Annotated in this window: 17 protein-coding genes; 3 read left to right on the top strand and 14 right to left on the bottom strand. The window is 73.2% G+C overall.

The window, feature by feature from the left end:
* Positions 1 to 48: 48 nt before the first annotated feature.
* The 9 genes from C2L59_RS01755 to C2L59_RS01720 form a co-directional block, all read right to left on the bottom strand.
* Positions 49 to 1362 carry an ABC transporter substrate-binding protein gene (locus C2L59_RS01755; RefSeq protein WP_103347744.1) on the bottom strand — a complete coding sequence of 438 codons (1314 nt, stop codon included), beginning with the start codon at positions 1360 to 1362 and terminating at the stop codon, positions 49 to 51.
* Entirely contained in the window at positions 1349 to 2419 is a 1071-nt protein-coding gene (locus tag C2L59_RS01750) for a branched-chain amino acid ABC transporter permease (protein WP_103347743.1), read from the bottom strand. The genes C2L59_RS01755 and C2L59_RS01750 overlap by 14 nt, the downstream gene beginning before the upstream one ends.
* Positions 2416 to 3267: a branched-chain amino acid ABC transporter permease gene (locus C2L59_RS01745; RefSeq protein WP_103347742.1), complete on the bottom strand. Its 852-nt coding sequence runs from the start codon at positions 3265 to 3267 to the stop codon at positions 2416 to 2418. Before C2L59_RS01745 ends, C2L59_RS01750 begins: the two co-directional genes overlap by 4 nt.
* Positions 3268 to 3297: 30 nt before the next feature.
* Positions 3298 to 4005 carry an ABC transporter ATP-binding protein gene (locus C2L59_RS01740; RefSeq protein WP_103347741.1) on the bottom strand — a complete coding sequence of 236 codons (708 nt, stop codon included), beginning with the start codon at positions 4003 to 4005 and terminating at the stop codon, positions 3298 to 3300.
* Entirely contained in the window at positions 3998 to 4789 is a 792-nt protein-coding gene (locus C2L59_RS01735; protein ID WP_103347740.1) for an ABC transporter ATP-binding protein, read from the bottom strand. Before C2L59_RS01735 ends, C2L59_RS01740 begins: the two co-directional genes overlap by 8 nt.
* A gap of 225 nt (positions 4790 to 5014) precedes the next feature.
* Positions 5015 to 5992 (bottom strand): ABC transporter substrate-binding protein, encoded by a 978-nt coding sequence (locus tag C2L59_RS01730; protein ID WP_103347739.1) that lies wholly within the window; start codon positions 5990 to 5992, stop codon positions 5015 to 5017.
* Between the two features lie 631 nt (positions 5993 to 6623).
* Positions 6624 to 7400: an MFS transporter gene (locus C2L59_RS01725; RefSeq protein WP_233223233.1), complete on the bottom strand. Its 777-nt coding sequence runs from the start codon at positions 7398 to 7400 to the stop codon at positions 6624 to 6626.
* Positions 7401 to 7405: 5 nt separating this feature from the next.
* Positions 7406 to 7702 carry a hypothetical protein gene (locus C2L59_RS48535; RefSeq protein ID WP_233223236.1) on the bottom strand — a complete coding sequence of 99 codons (297 nt, stop codon included), beginning with the start codon at positions 7700 to 7702 and terminating at the stop codon, positions 7406 to 7408.
* 154 nt (positions 7703 to 7856) lie between these two features.
* Complete coding sequence (locus tag C2L59_RS01720) at positions 7857 to 8471, bottom strand: thioesterase II family protein (RefSeq protein WP_103347738.1); 615 nt, start codon at positions 8469 to 8471, stop codon at positions 7857 to 7859.
* A gap of 85 nt (positions 8472 to 8556) precedes the next feature.
* Between C2L59_RS01720 and C2L59_RS01715 the strand changes: the two genes are divergently transcribed.
* Both C2L59_RS01715 and C2L59_RS01705 read left to right on the top strand, forming a co-directional pair.
* A complete protein-coding gene (locus tag C2L59_RS01715; RefSeq protein ID WP_103347737.1) occupies positions 8557 to 11634 on the top strand; it encodes a BTAD domain-containing putative transcriptional regulator in 3078 nt (1025 codons plus the stop codon).
* 374 nt (positions 11635 to 12008) lie between these two features.
* Positions 12009 to 12779 carry a GntR family transcriptional regulator gene (locus C2L59_RS01705; protein WP_103347736.1) on the top strand — a complete coding sequence of 257 codons (771 nt, stop codon included), beginning with the start codon at positions 12009 to 12011 and terminating at the stop codon, positions 12777 to 12779.
* Between the two features lie 6 nt (positions 12780 to 12785).
* Here the strand turns inward: C2L59_RS01705 and C2L59_RS01700 are convergent, their stop codons facing one another.
* Genes C2L59_RS01700 through C2L59_RS01685 form a run of 4 tightly spaced genes read right to left on the bottom strand, consistent with a single transcriptional unit; the run spans position 12786 to position 16591 of the window.
* Positions 12786 to 14090 (bottom strand): hypothetical protein, encoded by a 1305-nt coding sequence (locus C2L59_RS01700; protein WP_103347735.1) that lies wholly within the window; start codon positions 14088 to 14090, stop codon positions 12786 to 12788.
* Positions 14087 to 14476: a PTS sugar transporter subunit IIA gene (locus C2L59_RS01695; RefSeq protein WP_103347734.1), complete on the bottom strand. Its 390-nt coding sequence runs from the start codon at positions 14474 to 14476 to the stop codon at positions 14087 to 14089. Before C2L59_RS01695 ends, C2L59_RS01700 begins: the two co-directional genes overlap by 4 nt.
* Positions 14477 to 14487: 11 nt before the next feature.
* Complete coding sequence (locus C2L59_RS01690) at positions 14488 to 16107, bottom strand: PTS system mannose/fructose/sorbose family transporter subunit IID (protein WP_103347733.1); 1620 nt, start codon at positions 16105 to 16107, stop codon at positions 14488 to 14490.
* A 7-nt stretch (positions 16108 to 16114) separates the two neighbouring features.
* Positions 16115 to 16591 carry a PTS sugar transporter subunit IIB gene (locus C2L59_RS01685; protein ID WP_103347732.1) on the bottom strand — a complete coding sequence of 159 codons (477 nt, stop codon included), beginning with the start codon at positions 16589 to 16591 and terminating at the stop codon, positions 16115 to 16117.
* 454 nt (positions 16592 to 17045) lie between these two features.
* On the opposite strand from C2L59_RS01685, the gene C2L59_RS01680 reads away from it, so the two are divergent.
* Positions 17046 to 17990, top strand: coding sequence for an MBL fold metallo-hydrolase (locus C2L59_RS01680; RefSeq protein WP_103347731.1), 945 nt, complete (start codon positions 17046 to 17048; stop codon positions 17988 to 17990).
* Here C2L59_RS01680 and C2L59_RS01675 read toward each other — a convergent pair.
* The gene (locus C2L59_RS01675; RefSeq protein ID WP_199198863.1) at positions 17987 to 18484 is read right to left on the bottom strand and encodes a MarR family winged helix-turn-helix transcriptional regulator; all 498 of its coding nucleotides are present in this window, start codon (positions 18482 to 18484) and stop codon (positions 17987 to 17989) included. The genes C2L59_RS01680 and C2L59_RS01675 overlap by 4 nt on opposite strands.
* Between the last annotated feature and the right edge of the window lie 43 nt (positions 18485 to 18527).

Here is an 18527-nt window from a genome sequence, read left to right as displayed (position 1 = left end):
CCCTAGGCGAGCGGGCGGGCCGGGCCGCGGAACAGCCCGGCCCCGCCGTCACTTGCTCACCAGGTTCACCTGCTCCGGGGTCGCGCGCTCGCCGGTGTACGGCGTGATCGCCCCGGTGCCGCGGTCGGTCACGGCCGGCGGCTGGATCACCGTCGTCGTGACGTCCGGGTTGATCTTGAACACGTACGCGCCCGTGTAACCCGCGTGCGACTCCTTCGAGAACCCGAACGGGGTCAGGCCCGGGCCCTTCAGCGCACCCGAGCTCATCGCGTCGACGACCTTCTGCCGCGTCGGGTCCGGCCCGGCCGCCTTGAGCGCCTGCCCGAACGTGTACGCCTGCACCATGCCGAAAAGGACGGTGTTGGTGAACGGCTCCTTCGCGATGTACTTGTCGTGGATGCCCTTGAAGTAGGCGACCCACGGGTCCGACGTCTGGGCGACGTCCGGCAGGTAGCCGGTGCCGATCAGGCCGGCCAGCAGCTGCGCGCTGGACACGCTCGCGCCGCCGCGCTTGGCGAAGTCCTGCAGCAGCCCGGACAGCGTTGCCGGGTCCGCGCCGATGCTGCTGACCACGAACTGCGGGTGGTAGCCGATCTTCGCCGCGGCCAGGATGGCCAGCGCGGTGAACGCCGGGATGCACGCGCAGACGACGACCTCCGCGCCGGCGCCCTTCAGCGCGGACAGCTGGGGCGTGACGTCGGTGTTGGCGCTGTCGTAGCCCTGCCGGACGACGGTCTGCTCCTTGACGAACTGGTCGAGCCCGGCCTGGGTGTCGCGGCCGACGTCGTCGTTCTGCGTGAAGTAGCCGACCTTCTTGCCGGCGAAGGTGTCCTTGACGTACTTGCCCTGGATCTTGCCCTCGCGGGTGTAGTCCACCTGGTACCCGAAGGTCATCGGGTCCTTCTGCGGGTTGTCCCAGGCGAGCGCGCCCGACGACACGAGCAGGTCCGGCACGCCTTCGGAGTTCAGGTAGTCGACGACCTTTGAGTGCGTCGGCGTGCCGAGGCCGCCGACGATGGCGAACACCTTGTCCTGCAGCACGAGCTTCTTGACGACCTCGACGGTCTTCGTCGGGTTGTAGCCGTCGTCCTCGACTTTGTAGTCGATTTTCCGACCGTTGATCCCGCCGCCGTCGTTGATCGCCTGGTACACCGCGCGGGCGCCGACGGAGATCTTGCTGTACCCGGGCGCGGCCGGGCCGGTGAGCGGCTGGTGCGTGCCGATGACGACGGTGTCCTTGGTGACGCCGACGGCCGAGTCGGCGGCCTGCTGACCGCCGCCGTTGCTCTCCCCCGCGCCGCCGCACGCGGTCAGCGCCAGGGCGAGGGCGAGGAATCCCGCGCCGTACCTAGTGGTTCTCATGGTTCTCCTTTTTCTCGGCGGGCTTGCGGAGAATCGCGCGGAGCCGCTGGAAACCGCCCTGGATGCCGCGCGGGAAGGCGAGCACGACGACGATGAGGATCACGCCGTACACCGCGAGCGGGAGGTTGTTGGCCACGTCGGTGTTCAGGTGCAAGACGTCGGCGAGGTCCTCGGACCACGCCTGGAAGTAGACGAGCGCGACCGCGCCCCACAGCGCACCCCAGAGGGACCCGAGCCCGCCCAGCACCACCGCCGCCAGCAGGCTGAGCGACAGCGCGGGCGTGAACGACCCCGGCGCGGCGGTGCCGAGCAGGAACGCCTGCAGACCGCCGGCGAGCCCGCCGCAGACCGCGCTGACCAGGAACGCGAGGATCTTCGTGCGGCCCACCGGGATCCCGCTCAGCGCCGCGGCGACCTCGTCGTCGCGGACCGCGCGGAAGTCGCGCCCGAGCCGGCCGCGGACGATGTTCACCACCAGCACCAGCGCCAGCAGCACGCTGAGCCAGACGATCCAGGTCTGCCAGCGCAGCTCCGGGACGCCGACGCCGGCCGGTCTGCTGTGGACGGTGAAGCTCAACCCGTTGCTGCCGCCCAGGAAGTCGGGGAACTTCCGGGTCAGCGCGGGCAGCCCGACGGCCAGCGCCAGGGTCGCCCCGGCGAGGTACGGGCCGCGCAGCCGGGCCGCGGCGGCGCCGGCCAGCAACCCGGCGAACCCGCCGGCGGCCGAAGCCAGCAGCAGGTCGGCCCACAGCGGGAACGCCGGCACGTACTTCACCAGCAGGGCCACCGTGTAGGCCCCGATGAACATGAACGCGCCGTGCCCCAGCGAAACCTGGCCGGTGAGGCCGGTCAGCAGGGTCAGCCCGGCCACCGCGACCAGGTAGTAGCCGATGGTCGCGATCCGCAGGTTGGTGAACTCGTCGGTGACCAGGGTCAGCAGCACGACCACGGCGAACGCGCCGAGCGCGCCCAGCGCGTGGACGAGCAGCGGCGGCAGCGCGCGGCGCCGCTTCACCGGGGCCGCCTGGGCTTCCGGCGTCTTGGTGCGCACGGTCATACCCGCCTCACCTTGGCCCGGCCGAACAACCCGCTGGGCCGCACGATCAGCACCACCACGAGGATGGCCAGCGCGGCGATCGTCACCATCTCCGGTCCGAAGTAGCCGGACACATAGGACAGTCCCAGGCCGAGCACGAACCCGCCGGCGATGGTGCCCAGCGGGTTGTCGAGGCCGCCGAGCACCGCCGCGGTGAGTGCGTAGACGAAGACGCCGTCCAGCACGTTCGGGAAGAGGAACGGCGGCGTGGCGAGCAGCCCGGCCAGCGAGCCGACGGCCGCGGCCAGCCCCCAGCCGGCGGTGAGCATCAGCCCGACCCGCACGCCGAGCGTGCGCGCCACTTCCGGGGCGAACGCGGCCGCGCGCATCCGCAGGCCCAGCGGCGTGTACTTGAACAGCACCAGGACGAGCGCGGCGATGGCGAGCACGACGAGGACGACGAACAGGTCGTTGGCGGAGAACCGGCCGCGGAAGTCGAAGGCGTAGGGGAACGCCAGCGGCTCGTTGGACCAGATCATCCCGGCGACCGCCTGCAGCACCAGCAGCAGCCCGAGCGTGACGATGATCGAGCTCAGCTCGGAGCGGTGCCGCAGCGGCCGGATCAGCAGCCGTTCGGTGACGACGCCCAGCACGGTCCCGGCGACGATGGCGACGACGAACCCGAGCCAGTAGCTGCCCGTCGCTTTCGTCACCGAATAGGCGAGGTAGGTCGAGATCAGGGCGAGCGCGGGTTGCGCGAAGTTCACCACCCGGGTGGCCCGGTAGATGATGACCAGGGCGAGCCCGAGCGCCGCGTACACCGCGCCGGCCGAGATCCCGCCGAGGGTCAGGTCGAAGAAGTCCTGCATACCGGACCGTTCACCTCCATTTTGGACGCCTCAGAAGCCGAGGTAGGCGTGGCGGAGACCGTCGTCGGCCAGCAGTTCCGCCGCGGTGTCGACGGCCACGACCCGGCCGAGCGCGAGGACGTACCCGCGGTCGGCGATGGACAGCGCGCTGTGCGCGTTCTGCTCGACGAGCACGACGGTGAGCCCGGTCGACGCGCGCAGGTCCCGCAGGATCCCCATGATCCGGGCGGTGATCAGCGGCGCGAGGCCGAGCGACGGTTCGTCGAGCAGCAGCAGCCCGGGCCGGCTCATCAGGGCGCGGCCGATGGCCAGCATCTGCCGTTCGCCGCCGGAGAGCGTCGAGGCGGGTTTCGCCGAACGTTCGTCCAGGGCGGGGAAAAGCTCGTACACCTCCTTGCGCGCGGCGGCGCGGTCGGCGCGGTCACGCCGCCACAGCGCGCCCAGCCGGAGGTTCTCGTCGACGGTCAGCTCGGTGATCACGCCGCCGCCCTCGGGGACGTGCGCGACCCCGCCGCGCGCGATCCGGTCCGGCGCGAGCCCGGTCAGTTCCCGGCCGGCCCAGGTGATCCGGCCGGCGCGGGCGGGCTGCAGGCCGCTGATCGTGCGCAGCAGCGTGGTCTTGCCGGCGCCGTTCGCCCCGAGCACGGCGGTGATCCCGCCGCGTTCGACGGTGACGCCGACGCCGTCGAGCGCGCGGACCGCGCCGTAGGCCACCGAAAGCTCTTCGATCTCAAGCACCGGGCGCCTCCTCGGCGGGGTCGCCGAGGTAGGCCTCGGCCACGCGGGGGTCGGCCTGGATCTCGGCCGGGGTGCCCGCCGCGATCACCTCGCCGAAGTTCAGCACCACCACCCGGTCGCAGACTCCCATGACCAGGTCCATGTGGTGCTCGACGAGCACCACCGCCATCTGCCGGCGCAGCGAGCGGATCAACGTCGAGAGCTCGGCGAGCTCGGCGGACGAGAGGCCGCTCGCCGGTTCGTCGAGCAGCAGCAGGTCCGGCTCGGCCACCAGCGCCCTGGCGAGCGCGACGCGTTTTCGCACGCCGTAGGGCAGGACGCCGGGCAACTCCTCGGCCAGGTCGGCGATCCCGAGCTCGCCCAGGGCCGCCCGGGCCCGCTCGGTCAGGCCGGCTTCGTCACGGGCCGACCGGCCGGCGCCGGCGAGGGCCGGGAGCACGCCGGTCCGCGCGTGCCGGCCCGCGCCCGCCAGCACGTTCTCGAGCACGGTCAGGCCGGGGAACAGGCCCAGCCCCTGCAGGGTCCGGACGATCCCCAGCCGGGCGAGGTGTTCGGGCCGGTGCCGGACGAGCGGCTGCCCGCGCCAGAGCACCCGGCCCGCCTGCGGCCGGACAAAGCCGCAGATGACGTTGAACAGCGTCGTCTTGCCCGCGCCGTTGGGCCCGATGACCCCGACGACGGTGCCCGCGTCGACGCGCAGGCGGACGTCGTGCAGGGCGGTGAGACCACCGAAGCGCACGGTAAGGCCGTCGGCCACGAGCAGATCCTCGCCGGGAAGCGTCATCGCTCTCCATCTCACCATGTGGACTCGTGCGTACCGCGCGGTCGGTATGAAGAGGGTGGGGCGCGGCGGCGGTCATGTCAAGGTGCGAACCGGCGAAACCGGACTCGATGCCGGTGGTCCGAAAATTTCACGATGGCAAGGAAAGAGGAAAACTTCCCGGCGGCACAGGAAAAAGGGCGGGTGCGCGATCTCGCGCACCCGCCCTTCGCGGCGGCGTCCCCGGGGTCAGCCGGTGCCGGCCTGCGGGGCGATCATCGAGGAGGCGTCGATCTTCGTCTGGACGACACCCAGCTGCTGCAGCAGGTCCGGGACCCGCTGGATGCGGCGGGCGTCCAGAGTGGACCCGAAGGCGGGCATCACCATCAGGCTGGCGATGTCCTGGTCCACCTTGGCGTTGCGGACGACGAGCGGTTCGATCCGGGCCCGGTCCACCGCGGCGCGCGTGGCGTTGAGCATCGCGCGCTGGAACGCCCGCACCGTCTTCGGGTGGTCCTGGACCCACTTGGCGGTGGCGCCGTAGCCGGTGAGCGGGAACGCCTGGGTGCTGCCGCTGGCCGCGTCGACCACCGGGTAGGCCCCGGCCGTTTTGGCGGCCTGGGTGAGGAACGGCTCGGGCTGGTAGGCCGCGTCGACCCGGCCCTGCGCCAGCGCGGCGCCCATTTCCGGCAGCGGCATCGGCACCCACTGCACCTTGCTCGCGTCGATGCCGTGGTCGTGCATGACCGACCGGGTCAGCACGTCCGAAGCCGCGTTCTTGGAGCTGATGGCGATCCGCTTGCCGTTGAGGTCGTCGACGGTCTTGACCGGCGAGTTCGGCACGGTGACGACCTCGTTGCTGCGCGGGCTCGCCGACGTGCCGTCGGACACCAGCTTGATGTCCGCGGTGCCGCTGTTCTTGGCCAGGAAGAACAGCGGGTAGGTGGACAGGGCGAGGTCGTCCTGTCCGGTCACCATCCGGGTCAGCGTCTCCTGGCCGCTGGCCCCGACGTCGGTCTGCACGTCGAGGCCCTCGGCCTTGAAGTACCCACCTTCCTGGGCCAGCCACAGGGTGGCGAGGTCGACGGTGGTGAGGATCGCGACCCGGATCGACGGCTTTTCGACGTCACCGGCGGCGGCGGAGCCTTTGAGCTGGCTGCACCCGGTCACCAGGACGGCGACCAGGGCGAGCACGGCGAGCCGGCGCGTCGAGGGGCGTTGGGGCATGCCACTCCTCGGGGAAGATTCTGCGGATCACGGAATTACGGCTCGTTGGCCGGGATCAGCCGGACTGTAGATGACGATTTCCCGGGCCGCAATTGCGTTGCCGAGAAATATGTCACGCCACGTTCACGCGAAAGAGTGACAAGCGGGCCATCAGGTTACCCACTGACAGCGTGCGTCCGGACGAGGGGAACAAACCCACGGTTTTCCAACGGGTTTCGTGATCTCGCCACCGCAGGTGGCGGCGGTCACGACCAGGCTCGACCGGCGCGCGGCCGCCGATCGACGCCGGGAAACCGGTCGGCGGCCATCACTCTTCGACAGTCCACACAACTCCATCGTTGCGATAGCTTTTCGAAGAAAGCGAGGCCGTTTCCGATTCTTGGACAATTCTTGGACACCGTGGTCAATTAATCGGAAATGGCACCCGATGCACCTCCGCCGGGCCGGTTGCGGCGACGGATGCCCTGCTCACGGCGGGTTGTCCGACAGGTCCGGACGGGTGAATCCGGAAGCGGCCGATCAGCCCAGCCGGCGCTCTTTCCGGCGGCGCCGGGGCACGGAGAACGATTCCCCGCGGCCGCCACCGGGCCGGCCGGTGAATGGGCGCGAAACCCCACGCCGGCCACGGGAATCAGCTCGCGGGCGACCCGAACCGGCGCAGGCCGGGCGTGGCCGCGCCGATCGCCACCACCGCCGCGACACCCAGCACTCCGCCGCTGACCAGCGCGAACGTGCCGGAGGTGGCGCCGGCGACGAGACCGCCGCGCAGGTTGCCGAGGTCCGGGCCCGCCTGGCCGACGATCTGCTCGGCCGCGGCGGCCCGGCCCAGCAGCGCGTCCGGGGTGGCCAGCTGGACGAGCGCACCGCGCGACACCACCGAGACCGTGTCGGCGGCGCCCGCGACGACGAGGCACGCCAGCCCGAGCCACGGGCCGGGCGCCAGGCCGAACCCGATGAGCGCGCCACCCCAGACCGCCGAGCCCGCGAGCATCACCCGGCCCGGCCGCGGCCGGCGCGTGAACGTCCCGGAGAACACCGACGCCGCGACCCCGCCGGCCGCGACGGCCGAGAGGAACAGGCCGAGGGTGCGCGGGTCGCCGGCGAAGCGTCCGGCGTTGACCAGCGGGAAGAGGCTGATCGGCATGGACAGGACGGTGGCGGCCAGGTCGGTGAGCAGCGCACCCCGCACGACGGGGGTCCGGACGAGGAAGGCGAGGCCGTCGAGCACGCCGCGCACCCCGGGCCGCGACGGTTCGCCGCCGGGCCGCATCTCCGGCAGGCCGGCGAGGCTGTAAAAGGCCAAGCCGAAGGCGAGCGCGTCGACGACGTAGCAGCCGCCGGCGCCGAACCGCCCGAGGACGAGCCCGCCGAGCGCCGGGCCGAGCAGCATCGCGCCCTGGAACGCGATCCGGTTCAGCGCGAGCCCGGCGGACAGCTGTTCCGGCGGCAGGAGCCGCGGGACGAAGGTGCGCGCGCGGCCGGCCCGCCGCCCGCGACGAAACAGGACTGGGCGGCCACCAGGCCGAGCACGGCGAGCACCGGCACGTCCGCGAGGAACCCCTGCACCGCGAGCAGCACCGAGCAGGCGGCCTGCCCGGCCGTGGTGACGAGGGCGAACTTCCGCCGGTCGACGCGGTCCACCCAGAGCCGCCGGAACGGCGGTGACGTGCGTAGCGGCGTCAGGTCGGCGAAGGCACGGGTCAAGGGCACGCGGGGCGATTGTAACAGCGCTTGTACATACCGCTGCTCCGATTTGTTCCGGTACCCGGGCCGGGATGAGCACGCACCCCGCGCGGCGTGCTCATCCCGACGACCTCGCCCGCACCGGGGTGAGCACCCCGCGCCGGGAGCTCACCCCGCCCGCCTACGCCTCCGTCAGCCTCGGCGGCGGCCCGGCCAGCGCCGAGATCAGGTAGCCCGCCCGCAGGACCGCGTCCCGCAGCAGCGCCGCGCTGTCCTGCGCCCGCGCCGGCGTGAGCACGAACCCCGCGCTGGTGTGCTCCCCCCAGCCCGTCATCACCTGCGGCTCCCCGAACCCCCGGATCGGGCACGGCAGGGGCGGCGCGACGGGCACGTGCCCGTCGCTGACCAGCAGGCTGACGTCGGCCCGCTCCGCCTGGTCCGGCACCGCGCGCGCGGCGCGGTCCGGCGGGGCCTGGTGCGCCACGACGAGTGCCCGCGGGACCCCCAGTCCCGCGGCCACCCGCCGCTGGGCCAGCCGGTAGGCGACGAGCGCGCCGACCCCCGCCCCGAACAGCACGTGCGGGCGGCCCAGCGCCCCGGCCAGCTCCGCGGCCAGTGACTCGACCAGCAGCCACATGTCCCGGTACGGGTGCTCGTCCCGGCGCCCGCCGCGGCCGGGCAGCTCGACGACGTGCACCGCGATCCGGGGATCGCGCCACGCCCGGTAGCGGCCGGCGGCTTCGCCGCCCTCCGGGAAGCAGACGAACAAGAGCCGTTCCGCGTCGTCTCTGTCCACCCGTGGCCTCCCGTCCGCCCTGTCCGGGGCTAGTGTCGATCACGGCACTTCCGTTCCGCTTCGGTCCGCCTTCGGGGGGCATCACGTGCGCTACCGCCTGCTCGGGCCGATCACCGTCCTCGGCGACACCGGCCCGGTCCGCCCCGGTGGCCGCAAGCAGACTTCCGTGCTCGCCGCGTTGCTCCTCAACCCCAACCGGGTGGTCACCGAAGACCGGCTCATCGATCTGACCTGGGGCGAAGACGCGCCGCCGAGCGTGCGCGGGCGGCTCCAGGTGCACGTCTCGGAACTGCGGAAGCTCCTCGGCCGAGACGTGATCGTGCGGCGCGCCTCCGGTTACCTCATCGAGGTCGCGCCCGGTGACCGCGACGTCGACGTGTTCGACGACGAGGTCGCCAAGGCCCGGGCGACGTCCGGGCCGGACGCCGTCGCGCACCTGCGGGCCGCGCTGGCGCTGTGGGAAGGCACCCCGCTCGGCGGGGTGAGCGACGAACTGGCCGCCCACGAAGGGCCGGCCCTGGCCGAACGCCGGCTCGTCGCGCTGGAGGAGCTGTACGAGCAGGAACTCGCGTCGGGGCGGCACGGCGAGGTCGTCGGGGAACTGCGCCTGCTCGTCGGCGAACACCCGTTCCGCGAACGCCTCCGGGCCGCGCTGATGCTCGCGCTGCACCGCTGCGGCCGCACCCCGGAGGCGCTGGAGACGTACACGCGGGCCCACGAGCTGCTGGTCGACGAACTCGGCATCGAACCCGGCCAGGCGCTGCAGAACCTGCGGATGCGGATCCTGCGCGGTGAGGGCGAACCGGCGCCGCCCGCCGCCCCGGTCCCGCCGCGGCCCGCCGAGCTGCCGCGCGACGTCCGCGGGTTCGCCGGCCGCGCGCCGGAGCTGGCCGCGCTCGGCGAACCCGGCGACGTCTGGGTGATCACCGGCACCGCGGGCGTCGGCAAGACCGCGCTCGCCGTGCACTGGGCCCACACCGCGCGGACCCGCTACCCCGACGGCCAGCTGTACGTGAACCTGCGCGGCTTCGACGCCGACGACGAGCCGCTCACCCCCGCCGCCGCGCTCGCGCAGCTGCTGCGCACCCTCGGTGTCGACCTGCGGGACGTGCCGCCGGGGGTCGACGACCAGAGCAAGCTCTACCGGACGCTGCTGGCCGACCGGCAGGCGCTGGTCGTGCTGGACAACGCCCGCGACACCGCGCAGGTGCTGCCGCTGCTGCCGTCGTCGGGCCGGGTGCTGGTGACCAGCCGCCACCGGCTCGACGAGCTGGTCGCCCGCGTCGGCGCGCGGTCGCTGGGCCTGGCGCAGCTGCGCGAGGAAGACTCCCGGGCGCTGCTGACCGCCCTGCTCGGCGACCGGGCGGCCGCCGAACCGGAGGCGGCCGCCGAGCTGGCCCGCCTCTGCGGCCACCACCCGCTGGCCCTGCGGATCGCCGCGGCGAACACCGGCGTCGCCAGCATCGGTGAGCTGGTCGACGAGCTGCGCGGCGATCCACTGGCGTACCTCGGCTTCGACGGCGAAAGCGCCGTCGCCAAGGCGTTTTCCGTGTCGTACCAGGCGCTGCCGGCCGGGCTGCGGCAGGCGTTCCGGCTGCTCGCCCTGGTGCCGGGGGCCGACTTCACGGCGGTCGACGCGGCGGCGCTGCTGGACGTGCCGGCCGAGGAGGCGACCCGCCGGCTGCGCGGGCTGTCCGCGGCGAACCTCCTCGAGGCGCACGCGCCCCGCCGCTACCGGTTCCACGACCTCGCCCGCCGCTACGCCGAGCGGTGCGTCCGCGCCGAAGAGGACGAACCCGCGCGCGACCGGGCGTGGGAGCGGTTGTTCACCGGCTACTGCGCGGCGGCGGACGCGGCGGTCGCCCTGCTGGGCGCGCGGATCGTGGCGCTGCCCCGCGAGGACGCGCCGTCGGCGCCGAGCCCGGTCGCCTTCGCCGACGCGGCCTCGGCCGTGGCCTGGCTGGACGTCGAGGTGCCGAACCTGTCGGCGGCCCTGCGGCAGGCGGCGGCGCGCGGGCCGTACCCGGGCGCCTGGTATCTCGCCGACGCGTTGCGGCGGTTCTTCCACGACCACGGCCGCCGCGCAGAGTGGCTGGAGCTGGCCCCGATCGTGCTGCGCGCGGCCCAGGACCACGGCGCCCAGCCGGCGGAAGCGCTGGTGCAGCTGTCGATCGGCGGCGCGTACTTCCGCGAAGGCCAGCACGAGGCGGGCATCCGGCACTCGGAGAAGGCGGTGCTGGCGAGCCGGGCGTGCGGCTGGCGCCAGTGCGAGGCGACGGCGGTGGCGAACCTGGGCGCGATGCTGGAGTGGACGGGCCGCCTGTCGGAGGCGGTGGAGCACAGCCGCCGCGCGATCCAGCTGTTCCGCGAGCTGGCCAACCGGTCCGGTGAGGCGCTCGCGCTGAACTCGCTGAGCTGCCACTACCGCCAGCTGGGCCGGCTGGAGCAGGCGGAGGACTGCCTGGTCGAGGCGATCGCGCTGGCCCGCAAGGAGGACCTGGCGTTCTGGGAGGCGGCCAACCTCGCCGACCTGGGCTCGATCCTGCTCGCGACGGGCCGGCTCGCGGAGGCCGGCGAGGTCCTGGACCAGGCGTTGCGGGCGTTCCGCGAGCTGGGCTCCAGCTTCGGCGAGGCGACCGCGCTGAACGTGGTGAGCGCCCTCCAGCTGGCCCGCGACGACGCCCCGGCGGCGGCGGACACGGCCGAGGCGGCCCTGGAGTGCGTCCGCCGCGACGGCGACCGGCAGGTCGAAGCGGCGGCGTTGATCGCACTCGGCCGGGCGGAGCAGGGCCGGGGCGACCTGGACGCGGCGGAACGCGTCCTGCGCGAGGCCCGCGCCCTGACGGCGGAGTCGGGCTTGCAGGGCCAGCTGGCCGAGGCGGCGGCCACGCTGGCCCGCGTCCTGGCGGCGGGCGGGCGGCCGGGCGAGGCGGGCGAACACGCGCGGACGGCGTTGGACGCGGCCCGCGCGGGCGGGTTCCGCGTGGTGGAGGCGGAGGCCCTGCTGGGCCTGGCGGCAGTCCAGGCGGCGGCGGGCCGCTCGATGCTGGCCGAGGGGACGGCCCGGGAGTCGGAGGGGTTGTACCGGGCGGTGGGACACGCGACGGGCGAGGCGGTGGCGGCGGAGTTCCTGGCCCGGCTGGGCGGACGCGCGACCGGCTGAACGACGCCTCCGGCCCCCGGTATGACGCCTCCGGCCCCCGGTATGACGCCTCAGGCCCCCGGTATGACGCCTCCGGCCCCCGGTATGACGCCTCCGGCCCCCCGGTAGCCAGCTTACCGGCGAGCACCGACACTTCCCGCGGTCTGCCGCGACTGGTCGTGATCGGCAACGCGGGTCAGCACCCTGCTCGCCGCGCGCGACCGGCTGCACCGGCGGCCTGGTGGCCAGGCGTGGCCGCAGGCGGCGTTCGCGGATCCCCGAGCGGTCGGACCGCCGCTTGAGCTGCGGCGATGCGCGCACACCACCGTCCGCCGCGGCGCCGGTGCGGTGCGCCGGGTGTTACCTCCGTGGGCGGTGCGCGACATACTGAAGCCATGCCCCGTCCGAAACACGTCCCCGCGAGCGATCTGCGCCTCCCGGACGCGCTGCAGCCGGGGCGGCCCAAAGGCGACCAGCTGCGGGAAATCCTGGAAAGCGTCGCCAGCGATGCCGGGCCCGGACGGCTGATGCCGTCCGAACGGTTCCTCGCCGAGCACTTCCAGGTCGCCCGCGGGACCGTGCGGCAGGAGGTCAACCGGCTCGTCGCCGACGGCGTCCTCTACCGGCAGCACGGCACCGCGACCTTCACCGCCGAACGGCAGGCCGCGCACATCGACATGCTGACCTCCTTCACCGAGGACATGCAGGCCCGCGGTGTCGTCCCGAAGACCAAGGTGCTGCACGCCGAGGTCGAGAGCGCGGGCCCGCGCATCGCCGGACGGCTCAACGTGCCGCCCGGCGCGCGGGTGTTCCGGCTGGAACGGCTCCGCTACGTCGAAGACGAGCCGTTCGCCGTCGAACGGACCAACCTCTCCGTCGACCGGTTCCCGGACATCGAGCTCTTCGACTGGGAGACCCAGTCCCTGCACCGCACCATCGAGGAACGCTGGGGCGTGCGCGCCGAGTGGAACGACACCGCGATCTCCGCGGTGCTGCCCAACAGCCACGACGCGGCCCTGCTCGGCATCGAAACCACCCAGCCCTGCCTGATCATCGAAGGCACCCTGCACGACCAGAGCGGCGGCGTCATCGAAGCGGGCCGCTCCCTGTACCGGGCGGACCGCTACACCGTCTTCACCCAGGCGCGGCGCAGCCCGGCCTCCTGACCGGGCTCACCCGAGCTGGTGCGCCCGCAGCACCTTCAGGCAGTGCTCCACCAGCACGTCCGGGGACTCCGGGCCGAACAGCGTCACGTACGACTCGTAGATCCCGTCGCGGTGGCCGTCGGCGTCCGGCAGGTAGCCCAGGTAGCCGTCCGTGTAGCCGATCACGCGCGTGTGGCGGAACGGGCTGCCCCGCCGGATGCGCAGGCCGAGCGACGCGAACAGCTCGAACGGCGTGTGCAGCCACGCGATCTCCCCCAGGGACACCACGCTGACCGGCACCTCGGCGCAGCCGGTGGGCCGCCCGCCCGCCGCCATCGTCGCGAGCATCGCGCAGCCTTCGTAGCGGGTCTGCGCGATGCGGACCGCCGGGTGGTCCTCGCCGTGGCGGGCCAGCTCGTGCTGCCACTCCGCCTCCGCCTCCGCGCGCAGCTCGACGCTGTCCTCCAGGGACGGCACCTCGCGGTAGGGCAGGTGCAGCGTGGACCGGGTCAGCCGGACCGGCCCGCCGGCCGCCGCCGGGGACGACACCGCCGCGAGGGTGCGGGCGATCGACGTCGCGAGGTGGCCGCCGAGAGTGCGGACCTCGTCGTGGTCGCGGCCGCGGCGGACGAACCGGGAGCTGGCGTCACCCGCCGCGCCCTGCAGGAACGCCGAGACCGGCTGCCCGACCAGCGTGGCCAGCTCGCGGCGGGTCGCGCCCGGCCAGTCCGCCGACCAGGCCAGGTTGTCCGGGCCGAGCACGGTGGGGTGGCTCGCGTAGTCGAACAGCAGCGCGGCCGGGCTGCCGTCGTCGCGGCGCAGTTCGAGCACGCCGAACGACGTGTCGTGCGGGCCGTCGGGCCGGTAGCGGTTGCCGCCGACGGCCTCCGTTTCGCCCGCGTGCCAGCGCGCGCGGACCCGGCCGCGGCAGGCGCGCAGCCGCAGCGCGGCGCCGGTGACCTTCTCCGCCATCCGGCCGACCAGCCCGGCGTCGCGCTGCCCCGGCAGCCCGGGGTGCAGCTGGCCGGTCCAGCCCTCCGGCCCGGAATGCGTGTGCGACGCGCAGACCAGCACCCGGTCCGGGTCGATGCCGACCGCCGCGGCGACCGCGTCGGCCAGGGTGCGGGTCAGCCCGGCGTCGACCGCGAGGGCGTCCAGCGCCACCCACACCACGCCGGGGTCGTCCTCGGTGGACAGCCAGATCAGCGACGCCTCGAGGTCGTCGTGCGTGCCGGTCGCGACACCGTGTCTCGCCAGGTACCCGCCGAGCCGGTGCCCGGGTTCCGGCGTGATCCGGACGTCTTGCGCGGCGAGCAGGAGCGCGGCGGTCACCAGGTCGATTCCAGGACGTCGACGACGCCGTCGCGGCCGGCGGCGCGGGCCACCCCGGCGAGCTCGGTGACGTCGCCGGTCGTGTGCAGCAGGACCTCCAGCAGCATCGGCAGGTTGAGCCCGGAGACCAGCTGGAGCCGCGGGTGCCCGGCGGCGAGGGTGCGGACGGCGTTGAACGGCGAGCCGCCGTGCAGGTCGGCAAGCACCAGCACGCCCTCGGCGTCGCCGGCCAGCGCGAGTACGCGGGCGCCGAACTCCTCCGGGCTGTCGCGCGGGCTCAGCTCGCAGACCTTCAGCCGCGACTGCGGGCCGAGGATCATCTCGGCGGCTTCCCCGACGCCGGAGGGCAGCCGGCCGTGGCCGGCGAGGATGATCGGAACGGACATGGCGGACTCCCCTAACTCTTCGCCGGGGCCGATGGCGCGAACCAGCCGAGCCACCCCAGGACGACCCCGGCCACGACGACGATGCCGATGACCCAGACCGGCCGCAGCCGGGCCTTGACCGTCAGCAGGTACACCCCGGCCGTGACGAGCACCGGGAGCAGGAACGGCAGCAGCTCGTCGAGCCGGTCCTGGATCGCCACCGCCTGCGTCACCGGCTGCCCCTGGACCGTGGTGGTCTGCCGGTAGGTGAGCGTGGTGACGACCTTGACGATCGACGGGATGAACCCGCCGAGCACGACGAACCCGAGCACGGTCGCCCCCTGGGCGACGCGGGCGAGCGCCCCGGCGGCGAGGTGCCCGGCCAGCCGCTTGCCCTCCCGGTAGGCGAAGGCGAACTGCCAGCGCCTGATCAGCGCGTACGGCACGAGCACCATCACCGCGGCGAAGGCCGGGCCGAGCCAGTTGCCCTGCAAGGCCCACGACGCGCCCATGGTGAAGACGATGCTGTTGTACAGCGCGAAGACGACGGTGTCGCCGATGCCGGCCATCGGCCCCATCAGCGCGACCTTCGTGCTCGCCGCCGACTTGGGCGTCCCCGCCTCCTCCAGCGCGACGCTGGAGCCGAGGATCAGCGGGCCGCCGACGAGCACGGAGGTGTTGAAGAACTGCAAATGCCGCTGCAGGCCGGCGACGTACTCGGCCTTCTCCGGGTAGAGCCGGCGCAGCACCGGCTCCATCGAGTACGCGAACCCGAGCGCCTGCATCCGCTCGTAGTTCCAGGAGATCTGGCTGGACCAGAAGTACCGGCGGAACGCGCGGCGCAGGTCCTGCTTCGTCAGCCGCGGGTCCGCGGCGGGCTCGTCGGCCGCGGCCTCGGGCACCGCGAGCGCCGGTTCGTCGCGTTTCAGCGTCACGAACAGCATCGCGACCGCGACGCCGACGAGCGCGATCCCGAGCACGGTCAGGTGCAGGTAGGCGAACCCGACGAACCCGATGAGCAGCAGGTACCAGTACCGCGACAGCTCCATCATGCCGAGCAGCAGCGCGAACCCGACCGCCGGCAGCAGCGACCCGGCCAGCGTCATGCCCTGCACGAACCCGGCCGGGATGCTCGCGGTGATGTCCTTGACCAGGCCGCCGGACGCGGCGAGCGCGGCCAGGAACGTCGGGATCGCGCGCACGGCGACCCACGGGACCAGGCTGACCCAGTGGATCATCGCCAGGCCGCGCGCGTTGCCGTCGGCGGCGTAACCGTCGGCCCGGTGCACCAGCGCGGTGGTGACCATCTTGCCCACCGGGTCCAGCGCCGAGAGCAGGATCGCCGCGGGCAGGCCGACGCCGATCCCGATCGCGGCCTGCGCGGCGGCATCGCCGGTGGCGCCCGCGGCCAGCGCGGTGCCGACGATCGCGCCGGTCTGGTAGTCCGGGATGGTGGCGCCGCCGTAGGTGTAGACACCCAGGGCGGCCAGCTCCAGCGTGGCGCCGATCAGCAGGCCGAGCAGCGGGTGGCCGGTGATCAGGCCGGCCACCGAGCCGGCGATCAGCGGCCGCTGGGCGTAGATGAGGAACGGCCCGAGACCGTCGTACGTGCAGTAGATCGCCCACAGGGTCAGGGCCAACGCGACGAGCATGCTGGAGCTACAGCCCTTTCCGGTCGAGCAGGGTGACGAAATCGGCGGGTTTGTCCTGCGGCAGCAGCTGCGTGACCAGCGGGACGCCCGCGGCGGCGAGCTTGCGGTAGGCGTCGGCCTCGTCCGCGGTGACCGCGACCGAGCGGGTGACCATGGTGTACGCCGGGCCCGGCCGGGGCGCGACGTTGCCGACGTTGACGACCTCGGGCCGCAGCCCGCCGTCGACCAGGCGGAAGACGTCCTCGGGATGCTTGGCGACGACCATCACGCCGGCGCCGGGCTCGGCGGCCAGGGTGGCCGCGACCGGCAGCACGTCGGTGGGCAGCCCGCGGGCGGCCTGCGGGAGCAGGATCAGCTGGAGGTCGTCGGCGGCGACCTCGTCGTTGCAGACGATCAGCCGGCGCACGCCCAGGCGGCGGGTCCACGCGACGGTGACCTGCCCGTGGATCAGCCGGTTGTCGATCCGGACGTGTGCCCCCGTCATCGTTCTCCTCCCGGCCGGCAGGAGACATACTGGTTCGTACCAGTATCTGTGTCAACACGGCCGGTGACCGGCCTCCGCGCGGCCGACGGAAGGACCCCTCAGACCTTCCGTCGGCCCGTGAGCGCGAAGTCCCCCTCTTTGTTCGGCCCGGACCCTCCCATAAAGGTATATACCAGTATGGACGGTCGTGATCGACTGTCAAGACCCTGGCCAGGGCCAAATCCGAAAAATTCTCGGCCGGTCGGCCGACCGAAATTCGACCGGATGCGCGGCGGGAAAAGTTCACCCTCCACTGTCCGGTCTTGTCAGTGACAGCCTCCGGAGGCGCTCTTAGTATCCCCATTGGTCTAGACCGCTGGCGGCGACGGGCGGGGGTTCGAACATTCCCGGAAAATCCGCGCAACCTGGTCCGGTCACCGTCGTTAACCGCTTCGTCCGTTCAGGGGAGGAAAGCATGCCGGCCGTCAGATCGAACATCGTCCCGCTCCGGCACGCGCGGCCGGGAGTGGTGGCGTACGTGAAGAGCCCGGCCGAGTGGTTCGTCGCGAACAGCGGCTGGATCCAGGGCAGCGACGGTGTCGCGCTGATCGACACCTGCGGCACCGAGCAGGCGACCCTGGAGCTGCTGCGCGACGTCCGCAAGTACGCCGGCGACCAGGAGCTCACGGTCGTCATCACGCACGCACACGGCGAGCACCACAACGGCCTCGGCGTCGCCCTGCGCGACGGCGGCACGGCGCTGGCCGCGCACGGCAGCCTCGACCTGGTCAAGGCCGGCCCGCAGACCTACGGCAACGTCTTCACCTACACGAGCTGGGGCGTGCTCGAGCCGCCGGAGCCGGACGCGGTCCGCCCGGTGACCGGCCGGCACCAGCTGGACCTGGGCGGCGCGACGGCCGACGTCGTGGCGGTGCCGGGCGTCGCCCACACGGCGGGCGACCTGGTGGTGCACGAGCCGCGCTCGGGCACGCTGTTCACCGGCGACCTGGTGTTCATCGGCGACACCCCGCTGGCGGTGCACGGCTCGATCCCCGGCTGGCTCGACGCACTGCACTGGCTCCAGGACACGTTCCGGCCGCGCACCGTGGTGCCCGGCCACGGCCCGGTGGCGACCCCGGGCCACACGGCGTTCCACGGGATGCGCGTCTACCTGGAGTGGCTGCTGGAGGCGACGACCCGCCAGTCCAACTTCTCGAGGCTGGCGAGGCAGGCATCCCTGCGCTGGCCGACGTGGCGCAACCCGGAGCGCCACATCGGCAACCTGATGCGCGCGTACGCCGACCAGCACGGCCGCAAACTGGACGTCGACCTGGCGATCGACGCGGTCCTGGCCGCGGCGGGCGGCCGCATCGACCTGGACTCCCTGCTGGGCGGCGAACCGGTCCGGCAGATCTCCTAGGACGCGGCGCCGCCCAGACCCTCCAGCAGGGTGCGCAGCGTCGCGGCCAGCTCCTCGCGCTCCCCCTCGCCCAACGCCGCCAGGATGCGGTGCTCGGTCTCCACGTGGTCGGGCAGCGCGCGGTCGATCAGCTCGCCGCCCGCGTCGGTCAGGGCCACGCGGACGCCGCGGCCGTCCGTCTCGTCCGGGGTGCGCTCGACGAGGCCGCGGGCCTCCATCTTGTCCAGGCGCTGGGTGATCGCCCCCGACGTCACCATCGCCGACCGCATCAGCTCCGTCGGGGTCAGGCGGTAGGGCGGGCCGCTGCGGCGCAGGGTCGCCAGGACGTCGAAGGTGGCGCGGTCCAGGCCGTGGCGGGCGAAAGTCCGGCGCAGCTCCGTGTCGACCAGGGCGCCGAGGCGGGACAGCCGGCCGATCACCGCCATCGGGGACACGTCGAGGTCGGGGCGCTCGGCGTGCCACTGCGCGAGGACCCGGTCCACGTGGTCGGCCATCGGCACAGCGTAACGGATGCCTTAGCGGTAAGTGAGAACGTAG

The organism is Amycolatopsis sp. CA-128772 (assembly GCF_002904295.1).
In the GTDB taxonomy this organism is placed as follows: domain Bacteria; phylum Actinomycetota; class Actinomycetes; order Mycobacteriales; family Pseudonocardiaceae; genus Amycolatopsis.
Note: the sequence above shows the minus strand (reverse complement) of the source record. Positions and strands in the feature narration are given on the sequence as shown.

What these genes read in the sequence shown, in the direction of transcription:
- C2L59_RS01680 (WP_103347731.1), top strand. Translation starts at nt 17,046, where the DNA reads ATGCCGGCCGTCAGATCGAACATCGTCCCGCTCCGGCACGCGCGGCCG.
- C2L59_RS01690 (WP_103347733.1), bottom strand. Translation starts at nt 16,107, where the DNA reads ATGCTCGTCGCGTTGGCCCTGACCCTGTGGGCGATCTACTGCACGTAC.
- C2L59_RS01685 (WP_103347732.1), bottom strand. Translation starts at nt 16,591, where the DNA reads ATGACGGGGGCACACGTCCGGATCGACAACCGGCTGATCCACGGGCAG.
- C2L59_RS01755 (WP_103347744.1), bottom strand. Translation starts at nt 1,362, where the DNA reads ATGAGAACCACTAGGTACGGCGCGGGATTCCTCGCCCTCGCCCTGGCG.
- C2L59_RS01730 (WP_103347739.1), bottom strand. Translation starts at nt 5,992, where the DNA reads ATGCCCCAACGCCCCTCGACGCGCCGGCTCGCCGTGCTCGCCCTGGTC.
- C2L59_RS01695 (WP_103347734.1), bottom strand. Translation starts at nt 14,476, where the DNA reads ATGTCCGTTCCGATCATCCTCGCCGGCCACGGCCGGCTGCCCTCCGGC.
- C2L59_RS01735 (WP_103347740.1), bottom strand. Translation starts at nt 4,789, where the DNA reads ATGACGCTTCCCGGCGAGGATCTGCTCGTGGCCGACGGCCTTACCGTG.
- C2L59_RS01750 (WP_103347743.1), bottom strand. Translation starts at nt 2,419, where the DNA reads ATGACCGTGCGCACCAAGACGCCGGAAGCCCAGGCGGCCCCGGTGAAG.
- C2L59_RS01745 (WP_103347742.1), bottom strand. Translation starts at nt 3,267, where the DNA reads ATGCAGGACTTCTTCGACCTGACCCTCGGCGGGATCTCGGCCGGCGCG.
- C2L59_RS01705 (WP_103347736.1), top strand. Translation starts at nt 12,009, where the DNA reads ATGCCCCGTCCGAAACACGTCCCCGCGAGCGATCTGCGCCTCCCGGAC.
- C2L59_RS01675 (WP_199198863.1), bottom strand. Translation starts at nt 18,484, where the DNA reads ATGGCCGACCACGTGGACCGGGTCCTCGCGCAGTGGCACGCCGAGCGC.